At 63.8% G+C, this 18573-nt stretch carries 21 protein-coding genes; 11 read left to right on the plus strand and 10 right to left on the minus strand.

What is annotated here, in order from left to right:
- Positions 1-253 precede the first annotated feature (253 nt).
- Complete coding sequence (locus ACTIIH_RS09335) at positions 254-790, minus strand: endonuclease (RefSeq protein WP_441451540.1); 537 nt, start codon at positions 788-790, stop codon at positions 254-256.
- Between the two features lie 110 nt (positions 791-900).
- Between ACTIIH_RS09335 and ACTIIH_RS09340 the strand changes: the two genes are divergently transcribed.
- On the plus strand, positions 901-1074 hold the full coding sequence (locus tag ACTIIH_RS09340) for a hypothetical protein (RefSeq protein ID WP_441451541.1): 174 nt from the start codon (positions 901-903) through the stop codon (positions 1072-1074).
- A 72-nt stretch (positions 1075-1146) separates the two neighbouring features.
- Entirely contained in the window at positions 1147-1842 is a 696-nt protein-coding gene (locus ACTIIH_RS09345; protein WP_441451542.1) for a nucleotide-binding domain-containing protein, read from the plus strand.
- Positions 1843-1975: 133 nt separating this feature from the next.
- Here ACTIIH_RS09345 and ACTIIH_RS09350 read toward each other — a convergent pair whose 3' ends face one another.
- From ACTIIH_RS09350 to ychF, 3 genes are all read right to left on the minus strand, one after another.
- Positions 1976-2185: a hypothetical protein gene (locus tag ACTIIH_RS09350; RefSeq protein WP_441451543.1), complete on the minus strand. Its 210-nt coding sequence runs from the start codon at positions 2183-2185 to the stop codon at positions 1976-1978.
- A 12-nt stretch (positions 2186-2197) separates the two neighbouring features.
- The gene (locus tag ACTIIH_RS09355; RefSeq protein ID WP_441451544.1) at positions 2198-2614 is read right to left on the minus strand and encodes a hypothetical protein; all 417 of its coding nucleotides are present in this window, start codon (positions 2612-2614) and stop codon (positions 2198-2200) included.
- 398 nt (positions 2615-3012) lie between these two features.
- Positions 3013-4098, minus strand: a complete 1086-nt coding sequence (ychF, locus tag ACTIIH_RS09360; protein ID WP_441451545.1) for a redox-regulated ATPase YchF — start codon at positions 4096-4098, stop codon at positions 3013-3015.
- Positions 4099-4170: 72 nt separating this feature from the next.
- On the opposite strand from ychF, the gene ACTIIH_RS09365 reads away from it, so the two are divergent.
- Positions 4171-5367, plus strand: coding sequence for a DNA recombination protein RmuC (locus ACTIIH_RS09365; protein WP_441451546.1), 1197 nt, complete (start codon positions 4171-4173; stop codon positions 5365-5367).
- Between the two features lie 67 nt (positions 5368-5434).
- Here ACTIIH_RS09365 and ACTIIH_RS09370 read toward each other — a convergent pair whose 3' ends face one another.
- Positions 5435-6451, minus strand: coding sequence for a 4-hydroxy-3-methylbut-2-enyl diphosphate reductase (locus tag ACTIIH_RS09370; protein WP_441451547.1), 1017 nt, complete (start codon positions 6449-6451; stop codon positions 5435-5437).
- Between the two features lie 90 nt (positions 6452-6541).
- Between ACTIIH_RS09370 and xseA the strand changes: the two genes are divergently transcribed.
- Both xseA and ACTIIH_RS09380 read left to right on the plus strand, forming a co-directional pair.
- Complete coding sequence (gene xseA, locus ACTIIH_RS09375) at positions 6542-7849, plus strand: exodeoxyribonuclease VII large subunit (protein ID WP_441451548.1); 1308 nt, start codon at positions 6542-6544, stop codon at positions 7847-7849.
- 52 nt (positions 7850-7901) lie between these two features.
- Positions 7902-8141 carry an exodeoxyribonuclease VII small subunit gene (locus ACTIIH_RS09380; protein ID WP_025778102.1) on the plus strand — a complete coding sequence of 80 codons (240 nt, stop codon included), beginning with the start codon at positions 7902-7904 and terminating at the stop codon, positions 8139-8141.
- Between the two features lie 39 nt (positions 8142-8180).
- On the opposite strand, the gene ACTIIH_RS09385 is transcribed toward ACTIIH_RS09380, so the two are convergent.
- A complete protein-coding gene (locus ACTIIH_RS09385) occupies positions 8181-8750 on the minus strand; it encodes a DUF4245 domain-containing protein (RefSeq protein ID WP_441451549.1) in 570 nt (189 codons plus the stop codon).
- A 198-nt stretch (positions 8751-8948) separates the two neighbouring features.
- On the opposite strand from ACTIIH_RS09385, the gene glpX reads away from it, so the two are divergent.
- The 3 genes from glpX to ACTIIH_RS09400 all read left to right on the plus strand — a co-directional run bounded on the left by glpX (position 8949) and on the right by ACTIIH_RS09400 (position 12255).
- Positions 8949-10073 carry a class II fructose-bisphosphatase gene (gene glpX, locus ACTIIH_RS09390; protein WP_441090545.1) on the plus strand — a complete coding sequence of 375 codons (1125 nt, stop codon included), beginning with the start codon at positions 8949-8951 and terminating at the stop codon, positions 10071-10073.
- Between the two features lie 60 nt (positions 10074-10133).
- Positions 10134-10760 (plus strand): carbonic anhydrase, encoded by a 627-nt coding sequence (locus ACTIIH_RS09395; RefSeq protein WP_410710298.1) that lies wholly within the window; start codon positions 10134-10136, stop codon positions 10758-10760.
- A 91-nt stretch (positions 10761-10851) separates the two neighbouring features.
- On the plus strand, positions 10852-12255 hold the full coding sequence (locus ACTIIH_RS09400; RefSeq protein ID WP_441451550.1) for a class II fumarate hydratase: 1404 nt from the start codon (positions 10852-10854) through the stop codon (positions 12253-12255).
- Between the two features lie 169 nt (positions 12256-12424).
- Here ACTIIH_RS09400 and ACTIIH_RS09405 read toward each other — a convergent pair whose 3' ends face one another.
- Complete coding sequence (locus ACTIIH_RS09405; RefSeq protein ID WP_441451551.1) at positions 12425-13732, minus strand: PhoH family protein; 1308 nt, start codon at positions 13730-13732, stop codon at positions 12425-12427.
- A 211-nt stretch (positions 13733-13943) separates the two neighbouring features.
- Complete coding sequence (locus ACTIIH_RS09410) at positions 13944-14705, minus strand: isoprenyl transferase (protein ID WP_441451552.1); 762 nt, start codon at positions 14703-14705, stop codon at positions 13944-13946.
- Between the two features lie 104 nt (positions 14706-14809).
- Between ACTIIH_RS09410 and trhA the strand changes: the two genes are divergently transcribed.
- Positions 14810-15595, plus strand: a complete 786-nt coding sequence (gene trhA, locus ACTIIH_RS09415) for a PAQR family membrane homeostasis protein TrhA (RefSeq protein ID WP_441451553.1) — start codon at positions 14810-14812, stop codon at positions 15593-15595.
- Positions 15596-15724: 129 nt separating this feature from the next.
- Here trhA and ACTIIH_RS09420 read toward each other — a convergent pair whose 3' ends face one another.
- Both ACTIIH_RS09420 and mca read right to left on the minus strand, forming a co-directional pair.
- On the minus strand, positions 15725-16048 hold the full coding sequence (locus ACTIIH_RS09420) for a hypothetical protein (protein ID WP_441451554.1): 324 nt from the start codon (positions 16046-16048) through the stop codon (positions 15725-15727).
- Between the two features lie 56 nt (positions 16049-16104).
- On the minus strand, positions 16105-17115 hold the full coding sequence (gene mca / locus ACTIIH_RS09425; protein ID WP_441451555.1) for a mycothiol conjugate amidase Mca: 1011 nt from the start codon (positions 17113-17115) through the stop codon (positions 16105-16107).
- 123 nt (positions 17116-17238) lie between these two features.
- Here mca and ACTIIH_RS09430 point away from each other — a divergent pair, with 123 nt between their 5' ends.
- On the plus strand, positions 17239-17664 hold the full coding sequence (locus tag ACTIIH_RS09430) for a DUF4307 domain-containing protein (protein ID WP_441451556.1): 426 nt from the start codon (positions 17239-17241) through the stop codon (positions 17662-17664).
- A gap of 259 nt (positions 17665-17923) precedes the next feature.
- Positions 17924-18418, plus strand: coding sequence for a transcription elongation factor GreA (gene greA / locus ACTIIH_RS09435; RefSeq protein ID WP_152347873.1), 495 nt, complete (start codon positions 17924-17926; stop codon positions 18416-18418).
- Positions 18419-18573: the final 155 nt, after the last annotated feature.

The raw sequence follows: 18573 nt of genomic DNA on the forward strand, positions 1-18573 counted from the left end.
GCGCCGAGCACTCCGGCGCCCAGCACGGTGACGCGGGCGATGTCGCTCATGGTGTCCCTCCTCGATAAGCCGCCGGGGCGGCAGCCGCGCAACCTGCGCGCCTATTTTTGAGTGTACTCATTTTTCCGCGCTCGGCAAGGGCGCGCCCCTGCGCCCGCTCCCCTCGCGTCCGGGGCTACTTCCGCAGCGCGCGGCGCACGAGCGCGGCGGCGAACCGCGCCCGGTCGGCGGGTGCGACAAGCCCGGCCAGCGCCTAGGGCTCGGCGGGCAGCCCCGCCCGGCGCGCGCCCTCGAGCGCCTTGGCATCGAAGACCGGCGGGAGGGACCAGATCCCCTGGACCTCGCGCAGGAAGATCTGCGCCCCGGCGGGCCCGATGCCGGGAAAGGCGCGCAGCAGGCGGCTCAGGGCCGCGGGCTCCGCGTGCCCCGCTGCACGCAGCCGGCGCAGGTCACCGTCGTAGTCCGCGAGCAGCTGCTCGGACATGCGGCCCCGGCGGGTCGCAGTGCTCTCGTCGCAGCGGCGGTCGCCGGCGCGGCTCAGCGCGGCGACGCGCTGACGGTGAATCGAGGCGCGCATATGCGCGGGGGTGGTGAGGCCGGCGTCCCACAGCTCACGCGCGGCGGCCACCGCGATGTCCGCCCCGATCCACGCGGACAGGAGGTTGGCGAGCACGAGCAGCTGGAAGAGGGGCGCAAGACGATCGTCCAGATCGATGCCCGCCTGCCGGGCGTAGGTGCTGCCGTGCTCGTCGAGGAGGTCGCCCGCGATGCGGGCGGGGGGCTTCGCCATGGCGCCCACCCTAGGCCAGCCCCCGCATCGCTGGTGGAGGTCGCATTGAGGCAGTACTGCGACTACTGAAGTACCTGCGCGATACGAAAGCGACGTTCTCCATCAAGTCCGTGCTACTCACGATCCTAGTCGGTAACTCCATCGACAGCTGGCGCTCCGCGGACGATCCGGAGTACTACGGCGACATCGCGACAGCGCTCGTGCACATCATCGAAGACCTCAACGACTACCTGCACTCCAACCCGACGATGCCGTCGATTTATGATCCGGCAAGCACCGGCTGAGATTTCCGGGAACGATGGGACCAGGATGGATACTCGAACTTCCGGGCCCAGATTCTCCGCTACCCCACGAAGATGCGGGAGACGTACGACGCTGAGACTGTCAACGACTTCGTGGCAGCCTGGCAGGACGCCTTCGGACCGTCGTTCAATAAGCCGGCTGTCGAGGCTGCGCAGAAGTCGTTGCCCGCCGAACAGTTCATCGACACAACGCTGCGCATTCCGATCCGATTGGAGAATCGCGTCACCTTGATCGGAGGGGCCTGCCGCGCCGGAGTTGCACGAGCGTATGACCTACCCCGCCGCGGAGACCGAGTGCAGAAGGATCGAACGATCGACTTCGAGTTGCGAGACCTAGATGTCACAGGACCTTACGAGGTCTATTGGAAGGTGAAGAACCACGGTTCGGAAGCTGTCCGGGCAGGCCAGCCACGTGGTGACGTCATAGTGGGCGGGGCCACCCAATACGAGAGCACGGCGTTTGTGGGGAGCCACTACGTCGAGGTGTACATCGTCCAGAACAACGTCTGCGTCGCCAAGGATCGCCAACCAGTGATCATCAGACGCTCTCCAACACCTACCGTCGCAAGACCTTTGGAAGCGATGCTGCCGAGGTTCTTGTCCGTCCAAGGAGCGGCCTGCTTGGCCTTCGGCCGTCTGACAGCCCACCGGGGACAATGGTGGTGTGAGCAGCTCCAACTTCTTCCACAGGTTGCTTGCCGATACAGGAAATTGCTCGTCCCCACGCCAGAGGCTAGATTGAAAACCTAAACTCCACGGCCCTTCGACACTTACGGCCATCTGACGTGAACATTCTCCGGGATCTTGTTACTCGACGGATCCGCGGAAGCTAGAAATTCGGGCCGAGGTCGACGCTGATCCATCGCTTGATCTCACAATTGATCTAACTATCGATATCGAGAATGTCAACCTCCTTGTAGAGACGGTGAACCACGTCTGAGGGGACCCGCGGCAACCGCTTCTCCTTCAAGAGCAACGTTCGCTTACCTCCGCCCATTAGATAGCCCAGCTCCAGCGACACATTTGGGTTGAAGTCGCGTTGCTCGGCGTCTTCAAAGACCGCGATGCCGTACTGACAGCCGGTGAGGTACAACTCGATGTTGGATCACAGCTCCCCGGTGTAGTCCCTATCATCGGCTCGCACAGCAGTCATCCCCAACTCTGCGAGTGCACCCTTGACCGACTCGTAGATCTGGTTCGTCTGCACAGTGTCGGCGAAGCGCATCATGACGAAGACGTTGCGGCTCGGCTCGGGGTGATCTTCGCGAAAGCGGCGGAGATCGTTTTCAAGGTGTCGACCATGGCTGATATCACCGAGCTTGCCGAGCGTAATCATGGTCTCCATTTCGGGTGCGTGTTCTGCTGCGACTCGCAGCGCGACGGTAGATCGCTGGGGGCTGCCGGGCAGAGGCAACGGTACCACCGCCGTAACCGGCCACCCCTGTTGGTTCTGCAGTATGTCGACCATAGCTGAGAGCGCATAACGGTCGTTCAGGCGGTCCAGCCAGCCCACCTGCGGCATACCCGTGGCCGGACTAATCCCAACCGAGATCTGCGAATTGTCTCGTACGGCGATGAGCGAGAACTGCCGACAAACGGGGAGGCATGAGGCGGCAGCCCGCAAGAAGCCAGTTCGGCCTTCAAAGTATCTCCGAACTCATCGACGACTGCTTGGCAGATCTTCTGCTCCGGTTCCGGCAGCTCGTTTACGCCCATGAACACGCCTGGCCAGTTCAACCCCATCGTGGTCCCTTCGCAGTGGAGCAGGTCCACCGGAATCTTAGCTATGGCCACCGACAACGAGAGACGTGTTCGGGCCGCAGAAGGCATCTATGGACCTATCGCCAGACGTTGGGTCGGAACACTCAGATCCCTTGCCCGCAGGGCCCAAGCAACACAACCTCTGGTCAGGCCGGCTCCCTATACGTTGAACCGAAACTCAACGACGTCGCCATCGGCCATGATGTAGTCCTTGCCTTCCATCCGGACCTTGCCAGCGGACTTCGCGGCAGCCATCGAACCGTTTGCGTCGAGATCATCGAACGACACGATTTCGGCCTTGATGAAGCCCTTCTGGAAGTCGGTGTGGATGACTCCGGCCGCTTCGGGGGCGGTGGCGCCCTTCGGAATCGTCCACGCACGGGATTCCTTGGGCCCGGCCGTCAGATAGGTCTGCAGACCAAGGGTATCGAAGCCGACTCGGGCGAGCTGATCGAGTCCGCTCTCCTCCTGGCCCGTCGATTCGAGCATCTCCCGGGCTTCCTCCTCGTCGAGTTCGGCGAGTTCGGACTCGAACTTCGCGTCGAGGAAGATCGCCTCGACGGGAGCCACCAGTGCCCGCATCTCGTTCTTCTTATCCTCATCGGCGAGCACCTCGTCGTCGACGTTGAACACGTAGAGGAAGGGCTTGACCGTCATCAGCTGCAGCTCGCGCAGCGCACTGACATCGAACTTGTCGGCCTGCATCGCCTGGTAGAGCGTCCGCCCGCCTTCGAGGATCTCGGTGGCGGCATCAATCGCGGCCAGCTGCTCGGCAGGAGCGCGCTTGCCCTTGACTTCCTTCTCGATCCGCGGCCGTGCCTTCTCGAGAGTCTGCAGGTCAGCGAGGATGAGCTCGGTATTGATCGTATCGATGTCATCGGCTGGGCTGATCTTGCCGTCGACGTGGACGACATCGTCGTCGACGAATCCGCGGATGACCTGACAGATGGCATCGGCTTCGCGGATGTTCGCGAGGAACTGGTTGCCCAGGCCTTCCCCTTCGGAGGCACCGCGCACGATTCCGGCGATGTCGACGAAGTCGACGGTGGCATTGAGGATGCGTTCGGAGCCGAAGATCTCCGCCAATCGCGTGAGTCGCTCGTCCGGCAGCGGGACCACGCCCACGTTCGGCTCGATCGTCGCGAACGGGTAGTTCGCCGCGAGAACTTGGTTCTTGGTCAGTGCGTTAAACATGGTCGACTTGCCGACATTGGGCAGTCCCACGATTCCAATAGTCAAAGCCACGGTATCCAAGTCTAGCTGTCGCCGAGGTGGTCCTCGAATTCTCGTGTCAGTGCCCTCTGTCACCCTGGGACCATGAATGCTTTCCCCGCATCCGCAGTCATCATCGCCGTCATCGTGGCGATCGTGCTCGCCGCCGCGCTCGGATTCCTCCTCGGCCGCAGTCTCACCCGTTCCCGCTATCTCGAGAGACTCACTCGCGCCGAGACCACGTCACGCATCCTGTCCGAGCGCACCGAAGACCTCGAGGCCGATGCGCAGATGGCCGGTGAGATCACTGCCGCCATCGGGCCCTTGGCGGCAAGCGTGAAGAATCTGCAGGAGAACCTGCGCTCCCAGGACCGCACGCAGATCGAACAGATCACCCGACTGAACTCCCAGATCGGGCACCTCAGCCAACAGAACCTCCGCCTCCAGGAATCGACTGGGTCGCTGGCCAACGCTTTGAATTCGACGACCCACCGCGGCGACTGGGGCGAGGTCCAGCTCAAACGCATCGTCGAATATGCCGGCCTTCTCCCCCACGTCGACTTCGACACGCAGGTCAGCGCCGACCGGGACGGTAAGCGCCACCGCCCCGATATGGTCGTCCATCTGCCCGGCGGCGGCACGATCGTCATCGATGCGAAGACTCCTCTGTCGGCGCGGATGAACGAGGACTCCGGCGAAGCGGCCGACGCCGGGGCGGGCGGTCATGACCATGCCCGCGCCCTCTTGCGACATGTCGATGCTCTGGCGTCGAAGGAGTACTGGAAGGCATTCGAGGCCTCCCCCGACTTCGTCGTCTGCTTCGTGCCCACCGACGGCCTGCTCTCTGCGGCCGCGGCAAGCTATCCGAAGATGATCGATCATGCGCTGGGCAAGAACGTCGTCCTCGCCTCACCGGCGACTCTGCTGGTGCTGCTGAAGACCGTGGCGCTCAACTGGCGGCAGGCGGACATGTCCACCTCGGCGGCCGAGGTGCTGCGGCTGGGCACGGAACTCTACGAACGCATCGGGACTCTGGTGACTCATGTGTCACGGATGGGGGCCAGCCTGGACCGCTCGGTCGAGGATTACAACCGGTTCGTTTCGTCCATGGAGTCCCGGTTCCTCGTGACCGCCAGAAAGTTCCCGTCGACCGGGATCGTCGCCGACGAACTCGATGCCGTGGCCGAACTCGATACTCGCACTCGCGGCATCAGCGCAGAAGAACTCAGTCGCCCTCGGGCCATGGACTTCGATGGACGCGGTCCGACTCATCTGCGTGATCGGCAGACGGGGACAAGCTGAGAATCGACAGCGTTTGTCGACTCCGTTGAGTCGTGGAACTCCCCGCCGCATCACGTAGCGGAATTGCTCAGCCGAGCTTGCGCAGTTCCTTCGGCAGCGAAAAGATGAGGTCCTCTTCGGCGGTGACGACCTCTTCGACTGTGTCGAATCCGTAGTCGGCCAGCAGCTGCAGCACGTCATGGACGAGGTTCTCCGGAACGCTCGCCCCTGAGGTGACTCCGACGGTGGCGACGTCGTGGAACCATGCCTCGTCGATCTCGCGGGCGAAGTCGACACGGCAGGCAGCCTTCGCTCCATGTTCGAGGGCGACTTCGACGAGGCGAACGGAGTTCGAGGAATTCGCCGACCCGACGACGATGACCAGATCCGCGTCGGGCCCGATCTTCTTCACCGCGACCTGCCGGTTCTGTGTCGCGTAGCAGATGTCATCGCTGGGTGGATTCTGCAGGTGCGGGAAGCGCTCACGCAGGATCTCCACTGTTTCCATGGTCTCGTCCACGCTCAAGGTCGTCTGAGAGATCCACACCAGCTTCTCGGCATCGGGAGCTTCGATGGTGCGGGCCTCTTCCGGGCTCTGCACCAGTGTGATGTGTTCCGGCGCCTCGCCCATGGTGCCCTCGACCTCTTCGTGTCCGGCATGGCCGACGAGGAGGATGCGGAAGCCGTCCCGGGCGAACCGGATGGCCTCCTTGTGGACCTTCGTCACCAGCGGGCACGTCGCATCGATCGTCGACAGCGAACGCTGGGCAGCCTCGGTGTGCACGGCCGGTGAGACTCCGTGGGCGGAGAACACGACCCGAGCGCCTTCCGGGACTTCATCGGTTTCATCGACGAAGACGGCCCCGCGTTCGGACAGGGTCTCGACGACGTGTCGGTTGTGCACGATCTCCTTGCGGACATAGATCGGTGCGCCGAAGTGCTCGAGGGCGCGCTCGACGGCGATCACGGCACGATCTACGCCGGCACAGTAGCCGCGCGGTGCGGCCAGCAGCACCCTCTTGGCAACATCGACCGGAGTGCGGATCTCGCCAGGTGCCAGACGCCGGCGCGGAATGGTCGGGGCAGGTACTGAAACGACGCTCACCCGTTCAGTCTAAGCCGGAGGCATCGACGGCGGCCAGGAATGGGCTGCGTCAGGGGCGTTGGTTAGGCTTGAGTGCGGAAGGGGACTTAGATGGCGCAAAGAATTTCCGGCACTCCCGGCACGCTCGGCGAATCCGTCGAACCGAAGGACCTCGCTGCCACCGCAGCCGAGACCACAGCGGAGAATCCGTGGCCGCTGAGTCTGCTGTCTTCGAAGATGAAGTCCTATATCGACCGTATGTCGAGCGTGTGGATCGAAGGGCAGGTCGTCGAACTCAACCATCGCGGCAAGGCCAGCTACCTGACTCTGCGCGACACTGATGTCGAGATGTCACTGCCGGTCCAGATCTGGAAGAACGTCCTCGACCGCACCGGAGCTCCTCTCACCGAGGGCAGCCACGTCGTCGCCAATCTCAAAGCCGACTTCTGGACGAAGACCGGTCGGCTGACGATGCGTGCCAATGATATCCGCGCCGTCGGACTCGGCGAACTCCTCGCCCGCCTCGAACGACTGAAGAAGCAGCTGGGCGCCGAGGGGCTCTTCGATCCCAACCGCAAGCTGCGCCTGCCGTTCCTGCCGAACCGGATCGGGTTGATCACCGGACGGGATTCGGATGCGCAGAAGGACGTCATCCGCAATGTGCACCTGCGCTGGCCTGCCGCCGAATTCGAAGTCCGCAACTGTGCCGTGCAGGGACCGGATGCCGTGCCGGGAGTGATGAAGAACCTCGCCGAGCTCGATTCGGACCCGCAGATCGATGTCATCGTCATCGCCCGCGGGGGCGGCAGCATGGAAGACCTCCTGCCGTTCTCCAATGAAGCCCTCGTCCGTGCCGTCTCCGCCGCGCAGACACCGGTCGTCTCGGCGATCGGGCACGAGGCGGACCGGCCCATCCTCGATGAGGTCGCTGACATGCGGGCGTCAACGCCCACGGATGCTGCAAAGAGGATCGTTCCGGATGTCGCCGAGGAAGGCATGAATCTGCTGCGTGCCCGCGCCGAGCTCGAAGCTGCCGTCAATCGCATCCTCGATCGAGAGCAGGAGATGCTCACCGCCGTGCGTTCACGGCCGGTGCTCGCCGAACCGCAGACGATGATCACCGCGCATGAGAACGAACTGACGATGATCCGCCGCCGCGGTCTGCAGGCGACGAACGGACTGCTCATCCAAGCTCAGAACGAGATCCAGCATCTCCGTTCCCAAGCCAGGTCCCTCTCTCCCCTGCGAACGTTGGAGCGCGGCTACGCCGTGGTGCAGACCGAGGAAGGTCAGGCCGTCCGCAATGCCGCCGAGGTCGCCGCCGGCGACACCGTCCACGTCCGGGTCGCTCGTGGTCGTTTCGACGCGGATATCACCGAGGTCACTCCGGAGGCTGACGATTCGACGACCGACGATTGACTACACCTCCACACTCTGTCCACGTTCCACACATTCTGCGAAGGAGACACCGATGACCGAACCGACGACCCAACAGGACCAGCCCGACATCAGCACGCTCAGCTACGAGCAGGCGCGCGAAGAACTCGTCATGACCGTCAAGCGTTTGGAGACCGGCAACCTGCCGCTCGAAGAGTCACTGCGACTGTGGGAGCGTGGCGAGGCTCTGGCCGACCGGTGCCAGGCGTGGCTCGACGGTGCACGGGAACGCCTGGACAAGGCCCGTGAGGAGACCTCGGACGACACCGAATAGGTCTCCGGGCCAGCCGAAGTTCAGCCAGGGCCGCCGAGGTCACTTGAGTTCGGCGGCCACCTGATCGGCGAAGCTGTTGACGGTGTCCGGCGCGGCCGTGGCAGTCAGAACGACATACATATCGCCCTTGTGCGTGACCCAGTACTCCTTTGCTTCCTCGGTCCGGTAGACCTGGAAGTCGGCACCGCCGACGGTCACCTTCTCGGCAGCGACAGCCTCATCGGTCTTCCGCTTCGCCCAGTTCGCACTCGCTTCGGCCTGTTCGATGCTCACCCATTGGTCGTCGGGGCCGATGAACGACATGTACCACGAGGTGTATTCGGAGTCGCCTACACGATCGAGGCTGGCCTCGTTCGACGTCCATCCGCGCGGGATCTGCGGAACGATGAGGTCGAACTCGGCGTTGCCCTGTGACTGCTCGGCGATTCCCTGATAGTCAACGACACGTTCTGAGTCGACTTCGGGCTGCGGGGCGAGGATCAGGATCCCGACGGCGACTGCGAGACAGGCGAGGATCGCGATGACCATATTGACCCAGTTCGAGTTCTTGCGCAGGAAGCGCATCTCTTCCCGGGACCCCGGCAGCATCACTCCGGACTCATCAGCCATGGACTCTCCCCTAGGACTCGGCATCGTCTCGTCGACGACCGTTCGAGCACCCGTCTCGTCGGCAGTATTTCGGACATTCACACCGCCATTGTCCTCGGCTCGCGCGCGAAGGGCCAATTCCGGCCCGAGGACGTGACCGCGGCCACAAGGGCACACCGCTGTCGCGACCCCGATCACAGGGGTGGCACAATTGGAAGCATGAGTGACTCCAAAGAGCCCGTTGACGTGAAATCTCACCATGACCGAGGACGAGTTGATGAGGAGACTCCGCCTGTCGCAGTGACCGACTCATGGTCACAGAAGGCTCAGGTCGAGTCGGATGCGCCCGACCGCAACTTGGCTCTGGAGCTCGTCCGAGTCACCGAGGCCGCTGCCATCGCCGCCGCACCCTGGGTCGGCCGCGGCGACAAGAACGCCGCCGACGGAGCAGCCGTGGCCGCGATGCGCAATGTCATCTCCACCGTCCGCATGTCCGGCACCGTCGTCATCGGCGAAGGCGAGAAGGACGAAGCTCCGATGCTCTTCAACGGAGAGCAGGTCGGCGACGGCGGAGGACCGCACTGCGATGTTGCTGTCGACCCGATCGACGGCACTCGCCTGACCGCTCTGGGCATGCCCAATGCGATCTCTGTCATGGCCGTGACCGAAGACGGTGCGATGTATGACCCCTCTGCCGTGTTCTACATGGAGAAGCTCGTCACCGGCCCGGATGCCGCCGATGCCGTCGATCTGCGTCTGCCGATCGCCGAGAACATCCGCCGCGTCGCCAAGGCGAAGGGAACGAAGGATCCCGCCTCGGTGACAGTGATGATCCTCGACCGTCCCCGCCACCAGCAGATGATCGATGAGATCCGCTCCGCTGGTGCCCGCATCCAACTCATCACCGATGGCGACGTCGCCGGAGCTATCGCCGCCTGCCGTCCCGGAACCGGCGTCGACATGCTCATGGGCATCGGCGGCACCCCCGAGGGCATCATCACCGCCTGCGCCATCAAAGCACTCGGCGGAGTCATCCAGGGCCGACTGTGGCCGCAAGATGACACGGAACGCGAAGCCGCCGCCGAGGCCGGCCTTGACGTCAACAAGGTACTCAACACCGACGACCTCGTCACCGGTGACAACAGCTACTTCGTTGCCACGGGCATCACGAACGGCGATCTGCTCGACGGTGTGAAGTTCCAGGGCAGCCACGTCACCACGCATTCCCTGGTGATGAGGTCGAAGTCGGGAACCGTCCGTCAGGTCTTTGCCGAGCACCAGGCGGCCAAGACCCACTCCTACGTGGAGGCCGCCGAAGAAGCCGCACGCCGCGGACTGGTCTGACCTCCAATCGCACCCGGTCCCGGGTGCGATGCACACAATTCGGAAGCAGGTGCGAAAGCAATGCCCAATCAGGCGTGGAAGCGACTCCTCGAGGGGAACCAGCGTTTCGTCGACGATGTCCCTCAGCACCCCAACCAGGACACGGCGCGACGTGAGTCGCTGTCGGGCAGCCAGACCCCGTTCGTCACCCTTTTCGGCTGCTCTGATTCCCGAGTCGCCGCTGAGATGATCTTCGATGTCGGCCTCGGTGACATGTTCGTCGTGCGCAATGCCGGACAGGTCGTCGATCCGGTCACCTTGGGTTCGCTCGAGTACGGGGTCGAGATGCTCGGCACTCCCCTGCTCGTCGTGCTCGGCCACGACAGCTGCGGGGCCGTGACCGCCGCCTACAACGCCTACGACTCGGGTGAGACTCCCCCGGGATTCATCTCCGACGTCGTCGCCCGCATCCTGCCGACGGTGGCTCGGGCCCGCAAGAACGGGCGCACCACGATCAACGAGACCGTCGGGCAGAACACCATGGACACGGTCGACAAGATCATGCAGCTGTCCACGATCATCAAGACCGCTGTCGATGAGGGCCGACTCATCATCGTCGGCCTCACCTACCAGCTCCACGATGGCCACACCACGGTCGTCGCCCAATACGGAGGCGACGAGGCCGCGGTCTCGACCTATGCTTCCTAAGCGACCGGCCACCTCGGTGGTCAGCCGTTCAGTCTCCCAACGAGCCTGAGCTCCGCGATCATTTCCCCGGCACCCAACGGAAAGGACCACAATGACCGAAGAATTTCGCATCGAACACGACACCATGGGTGAGGTCAAAGTCCCCAAGGACGCCCTCTACAGCGCACAGACCCAGCGTGCCGTCGAGAACTTCCCGATCTCGGGCAAGACCCTCGAATCCGCTCACATCGCCGCGCTGGCACAGGTGAAGAAGGCCGCAGCGAAGGCCAACGCCGAACTCGGCGTGCTTGACGAAGCCCGCGCCACAGCCATCCAGAACGCCGCCGATCGGGTCATCGCAGGCGAATTCGACGCCCACTTCCCGATCGACGTGTTCCAGACCGGTTCGGGAACCTCCTCGAACATGAACACCAACGAGGTCCTCGCCTCGCTGGCGACCAAGGCGCTCGAAGCCGACGGAATCAACGTCCACCCGAACGACCACGTCAACGCCTCGCAGTCATCGAACGACGTCTTCCCCACCTCGGTGCACCTGGCAGTGACCAAGGCCCTGGTCAACACCCTCATCCCGGCCATGGACACCCTGGCGACTTCGCTGGAGAAGAAGGCGAAGGAGTTCTCCTCGATCGTCAAGTCCGGACGCACCCACCTCATGGATGCCACTCCGGTGACTCTCGGTCAGGAGTTCGGCGGCTACGCAGCTCAGGTCCGTTACGGAATCGAGCGCATCGAGGCTTCCCTGCCGCGCGTGGCAGAGGTCCCGCTGGGCGGAACTGCTGTGGGCACAGGCATCAACACCCCCGACGGCTTCTCCTCCCGCGTGGTCGAGATCCTCGCCGAGGAGACCGGACTGCCGATCACCGAGGCGCGCAACCACTTCGAGGCTCAGGCCAACCGCGACGGACTCGTCGAGGCCTCCGGTCAGCTGCGGACCATCGCCTACGGCTACATGAAGATCTGCAATGACCTGCGCTGGATGGGTTCGGGACCGAACACCGGCCTCGGCGAGATCGCCATCCCCGACCTGCAGCCCGGTTCGTCGATCATGCCCGGCAAGGTCAACCCGGTCATCTGCGAGGCCACCATTCAGGTCGCCGCACAGGTCATCGGCAACGACACCTCCGTGGCGCTGTCGTCGACCAACGGCGCGTTCGAGCTCAACGTCGGCATCCCCGTCATGGCCTCGAACCTGCTCGAGTCGATCCGCCTGCTCGCGAACGCCTCGACGGTCATGGCCGAGAAGATGATCGACGGGCTCACCGCCAACGAGGAGCGTGCCCGCTTCCTCGCCGAGGCGAGCCCCTCCATCGTCACTCCGCTGAACAAGGTCATCGGCTACGAGGCGGCCGCGAAGATCGCCAAGCACGCCGTGGCCAACAAGATGACCGTCAAGGAAGCGACGATCGCTCTCGGCTTCGTCGAGAACGGCTCCATCACCGAGGCGGACCTCGACAAGGCCCTCGACGTCACCACCATGATCGGCAGCTACAAGTAAGCCTCCGATCTGACAGAACGACACGGCGCCCGGACGGAATCGTCCGGGCGCCGTTTCGTGTCGACGGCCCATTTCGAGTCCCGTCAACCGCCCACCCCAGCGTCGACCGCTCACCGCACAGCACGCGACATCGGCGGCAACGTGAGCGATCGGCGACCGGAGCAGAGACTCAGGACCGGAACGGGTCGAATTCCTCGAGCACATCGGTGACCAGGGCGGCGATCTCCGACCGCTCCGACCGCGTCAGCGTGACATGCGCGAACAGCTCGTGGCCCTTGAGCTTCTCGATCACCGCGGCGACTCCGTCGTGTCTGCCCACTCGAAGGTTGTCCCGCTGGGCGACATCGTGGGTGAGCACCACCTTCGAGTTCATTCCGATGCGTGAGAGCACGGTCAGCAGAACATTGCGCTCCAACGACTGCGCTTCATCGACGATGACGAATGCATCGTGGAGCGACCGTCCTCGGATGTGCGTGAGCGGCAGCACCTCGAGGATCTCCCTGTTGACCACCTCGTCGATGACATTCTTGCTCACAAGCGCGCTGAGGGTGTCGAACACGGCCTCCGCCCAGGGATTCATCTTCTCCCCCTCGCTGCCGGGCAGGTAGCCGAGGTTCTGCCCGCCCACGGCGTAGAGGGGACGGAAGACCATGATCTTCGAGTGCTTGTTCTCCTCGAGTACCTTCTGCAGGCCCGCCATGAGGGCCAGCGCGGACTTCCCCGTTCCGGCTCGCCCTCCCATCGACACGATCCCCAGAGCGTCGTCGAGCAGCATGTCGATGGCGATGCGCTGTTCCGCCGACCGTCCGTGGACACCGAAGATGTCACGATCCCCGCGCACCATCGACACGCGGTTGCCGCTGCGCACCCGGCCCAGACCCGATCCGCGCGGCGAGGTGATGACGACACCGGTGTTGACCACCTCGTCGGAGACCTCCTCGGTGACGACCGACCCCGAATCGTAGAACTCGCTCATCTGCTCGTCGTCGAGGCCGAGCTCGCTCATCCCGGTGAACCCGGAGTCGACGGCCAGCTCCGCCAGATACTCCTCCGCGTGCAGACCCAGGGCCGAAGCTTTCACTCGCATCGGCACGTCCTTCGTCACGACGACGACATCACAGCCTTCGGCCGACAGGTTGCGGGCCACGGCCAGGATGCGGGTGTCGTTCTCCGACCGGTCGAAGCCGACCGGCATCGTGGAGGCGTCGATGTGGTTGAGTTCGACCCGCAGTGTTCCGCCCGCATCGCCGACCGGGATGGGCTGGTCCAATCGGTCGTAGTCGGAACGGAAGTCGTCGAGGATGTGGAGGGCTTTGCGAGCCGTGAAGCCGAGTTCGGGATGATTGCGTTTGCCCTCGAGCTCGGAGACGACGATGAGTGGAATGACGACGTGGTGTTCGGCGAAGCGCAGAAGCGCTCCGGGATCCGACAGCAGCACCGAGGTGTCGAGAACGTAGGTGTGGACTTTTTCAGCCATGAGGACCTCTGAGGCGTGAGTTCCGCCGAGATCCGGTTCTGACATCCCCCGATCTCGGGTTGGTGTCGACCAACTACAGTCAACCTAACCCCGTTCGCCCCCGCAGACGGCAGCGGCACGCGCGTTCGGGCAAGTCGAGGTCATGAACTTCGAGTGAATGCGTGATTCCACCGTCACACGGCCTTGAATCCGCGCGGGCCGCCGGCAGGCCCTATTTGCCGAAGCGGCGCTGCCGCAGACCGTAGTCGCGCACGGCGCGGAGGAAATCCGTGCGACGGAAGTCCGGCCAGTAGGCTTCGCAGAAATAGAACTCCGAGTAGGCGCTCTGCCACATGAGGAAGCCGGAGAGTCGCTGCTCTCCCGACGAGCGGATGATGAGGTCGGGATCGGGCTGGCCCTTGGTGTAGAGGTGTTCGCCGATCTGCTCGGGAGACAGCTCGGAGATGATGGTCTCGAGATCCGTGCCGTCGTCGGCCTGAGTCCGCAGCAGGGATTTCACCGCGTTGACGATCTCCTGTCGGCCGCCGTAGCCGACGGCGACGTTGACGCGCATGCCGCAGTCCTCGGTCGTCGTCACGGCTTCCAAGCGGGCCCGCAGATCCGGTGGAACGATCTCGAGGTCACCGACGAGTTGGACGCCGACGCCGTCGAGCGCTGCGATCTTCTCCACCAGATCCGAGATGATCTCGATGAGGATCGACACCTCTTCGGCGGAACGGGCGAGGTTCTCCTTGGACAGAACATAGAGAGTGACGATCTCCACGTCGATCTCGTGACACCAGCCGAGGAATTCGACGATCTTCGCCGCTCCGGCCCGGTGACCGTCTGCAGTGGTGGCCCCGAATTCCTTCGCCCACCGGCGATTGCCGTCGGTGATGACGCCGACGTGCCGCGGAACCGGAACCGTCTTGTCGAGCTCACGCTTGAGCCGTCGCTCGTACAGCCGATAGAGCAGGTTCACGGGTCGCGCCACAGCTGTCCTCTTCCATATGGGTCGTCGGTCGGCTCGAACACTGTATAAGACTACTAGCCGACGATGCTGAACGCGGCCTCAGGCGCGCTGGCTACTATGGACCCATGAACGCTTCGCTCACCGATTCCTCTCCAGTCGTCCCCGACGGCTCCGGGCCCGTCGGTTCAGCCGGTGCGGATGATTCACCGCCCGCCGATGACCACCGCATCGCCCGTCGCCGTTCGGCGCTGCGAGCCGAACTGACGAAACTGGCCGGTCAGGTCAAGCCGAAGCTGCGTGGATGGTTCCACGCCGGTGCATTCCCTCTGGCGATGATCGGCGGCCTGGCGTTGGTGATCATCTCCCCCACGGTCGAATCGCGTATCGCCGCCGCGATCTTCGCCGTCACCGGCATGCTGCTCTTCGGCACCTCCGCCGTCTACCACCGAGGCCGCTGGCGCACTCGAGCCCGCCTGGTCCTGCGGCGGCTCGACCATGCGAACATCTTCCTCATCACCGCCGGCACGTACACTCCGCTGGCCGTGCTGATGCTCACCACCGACCAGGCGATCCTCCTGCTGTCCGTGCTCTGGGGTGCCGCCGCCCTCGGAGTGGCCTTCCGTACGATCTTCACCACCGCGCCGAGGTGGCTCTTCGTGCCCATCTACGTCGGGTTCGGGGTCGCCGGAGTCGGATACATCCCTCAGATCTGGGCGACGAACTTCGCCGTCGGCCTCCTCGTCGTCCTCGGCGGTGTGTGCTACATCGCCGGCGCCGTGATCTATGGGATCAAGCGGCCGAACCCCTCACCGAAGTGGCTCGGCTTCCATGAGATCTTCCATATCCTCACGATCCTCGGCTACGGCTGCCATCTCGCCGCGCTCATCATCGCCGCCGTCGCCGCCTACTGAACTCCATTCGACTGAGTCCGGAGGGTCCGCCCCGGCTCTCCGTCCTTCAGCTGAGTCCGCACGGACGCAATCGGCGCGATCACCCATCGGTGATCGCGCCGGTGTCTATGGGCACAGGACCTCACAGCCTCAGGCTCGTCCATTCCGTTCGTCGGAGGATTCGGAGGAATCGATCGGCTCCTCCGTCGCGCCGCCTCGGCGATCTGCATCGGATGGTCCGGTATCGGCGGCTGCGTCGGAGTCGCGCTCAGCGCTCTCCGGTTCGGGTGCATCCGGCCCTGAGAGCGTCGACTGATTCGGCACCACATGCCTACGCAGCGGGATCGGGTAGGCATCATTCGCACCCGATCGGGCCCGCACTCGACGGACACGACGCAGAGCGTCCCGGATGAGGAAGATCGTGAGGATCACGATGACGAGGGTAGCCAGGAAGCCGATCGTTCCGGGTGTCACCAGATCCGGGTCCGGTGCGCCTCCGTCCGGAGCCGGGGTCGGAGAGGACGCGAATATCATGCGCGGGCATCGCTTTCGGTCGGGACGGCGGAATCAGCGTCGAGGTCGTCGGCGGCCGGTGATGCCGGGAGCATCCCCACATCGGGAACGCGACGACCGTCATCGAAGGTCACGCCGGCGAACAGATCGGTCTCCTGAAAGTCGAGATCGCGGTTCAGCGGCTCCCGGCCGGTGAGGTCGAGTGCCAGTTCGAATTCTTCGGTCGGCCAGTACGTGCGAGCGGCCCTGCGAGAAGCAGAGAAGAAGCCGCCCTCGGGGTCGATCTGAGTGGCATGGGAAAGCAGCGCCCGATCGCGAGCAGTGAAGAACTCGGAGCAGTCGATGCGGGTACTCAACCAGTTGTGGCGTTGATTGTCGCGCTTCTTGAAATCCTCGAGGTGGTCGGCGAACGGGGACTCGAGTCCCGCCTCGAGCATCTTCTCGTGGATGGTGATCCACTTCTTCGCCGACAGGTCCTGATTGAAGTAGATCTTCTGCACCTGCCATGGCTCACCGAGCTCGGGATGAGAGGCCGCATCAGCGGCGGCCTCGACGGCGGCCATGGTCACGGCATGGTTCTTGATGTGGTCGGGATGAGGATATCCGCCGAGTTCGTCATAGGTGGTCACCACCTGCGGTCGGAAGGTGCGGATGATGTGCACGAGGGGCAGCATCGCGACCTCATCGGGGACCCGATAGAAGCAACCGGGAGGTGTCTGGTTGTCGAAATCACCGTCGGGCAGCCCCGAGTCGACGTGCCCGACCCAGACATGTTCGGCGCCGAGGGCGGCGGCGGCCGTCGCCATCTCCTCACGACGGAGACCGGCGATATCGCGGCTGGCCTTCGGGCTCTGCAGCAGAGCGGGGTTGAGGATGTCGCCGGCTTCACCACCGGTCATCGTGGCGATGAGCACCCGTGCACCCAGAGACGCGTACTTCGCGGTCGTTGCCGCACCCTTGGAGGATTCGTCGTCGGGGTGGGCATGGACGGCCAACAGGCGCAGCCCATGGTACGGAAGCGAAGTCATATCCTAAATGTCCCTTTCGATTCAGCCTGGTGGCCACCTCCTGCCGGCGCTGCGGCTGACATGATCGCCGGCAGAGGATCGACTACTCTAGATTAGTGCGCGAAGTACTTAATGAGGAATTCAATGACTGAGGTAACAGTGGCACCACCACTGCATGATGATCGCTACGGCCGGACCAGCAGACCCACGCGAGAGCTGAGCCGTCGAGCGAAGGTCATCGCCGTCGTCGTCCTCGCCGCTGTGGTCGCCGTCATCGCTGTCTGGGCCTTCCGTCCGCAGACGAATCCCACGACACCCCGCACTCTTGACTATTCGGTTGTCGACGACTCGTCAACGCACGTCAGCGTCGGAATATTTCCGGATCAGAAGCGCGACGTGCACTGCATCGTCCAAGCCACGAATGAGCACGAAGCGATCGTCGGCTTCACCGAGGTGACCGTTCCCGCCGATCCGAATGCCGATCCGAATTCGCCGAAACGCGTCGACGTCGACCTGGCCACGACTCAGCTGGCGGCCTCCGGTCACGTGGACTCCTGCTGGTTCGAATAGGCGCGTCGCTCGAGCTCATCGGCCCTTGGTGTGAGCACGGGAGGCCGGGCCGCCTGAGTCCCTTCGAATAGTTCTCGCACGAGGATGCGGCTTGCGGCTGCGAACTTCCGGCTCGCGGCAGGCAACGTGATCGAGCTCATCGTTTTTCTCTGCAGATGCGTTACACTGTAGTTTCATTCAACTTCCGGGCGTGCCCATACGCCCGGTTTTTTCGTTGCCTGACACGCCCGTCAGTGCACCGACCGAAGAAGGAGAAGTCATGACCGAGGAAGTCACCCAGGAAGAGACATGGTTGACCCAGGAAGCCTTTGACCGCCTGTCGAAGGAACTCGAGCATCTCTCCGGACCGGGTCGTGCAGAGATTGCTGAGAAGATCGAAGCCGCCCGCGACGAGGGTGACTTGAAGGAGAACAGCGGTTATCACGCAGCACGTGATGAGCAGGGCAAGCAGGAAGCTCGCATCCGCCAGCTCGAGGTGCTGCTGCGCAACGCCAAGGTCGGCTCCAGCGACAGCGACGGCAAGACCGTGGCCCCCGGAACCGTCGTCACTGCGACCGTCGCCGGCAACAGTATGCGGTTCCTGCTGGGCAACCGCGAGATCGCCGGAGACTCCGATATCGACGTCTTCTCGGAGAAGTCACCGCTCGGAGCGGCTGTCCTCGGCGTCAAGGCCGGAGACACGACCTCATACGAGGCTCCGAACGGCAAGACCATCGAGGTCAAGGTCGATTCCGTCGAAGCCTTCACCGGCTGATCATCGACAGACAGAAGTGGGCGGGTGCGATCGCACCCGCCCACTTCTCTAATCACTCCGGTTCAAAGGCGGCCTGCCGGATAGCCGGGTGCCAGGGTAAGGCGGCCAGGCCCCGAATCGGCCGGACGGGCGCGGCCGCAACGGGCGCATACGAC

This window comes from Brevibacterium sp., assembly GCF_052105255.1.
Classification (GTDB): domain Bacteria; phylum Actinomycetota; class Actinomycetes; order Actinomycetales; family Brevibacteriaceae; genus Brevibacterium; species Brevibacterium linens_B.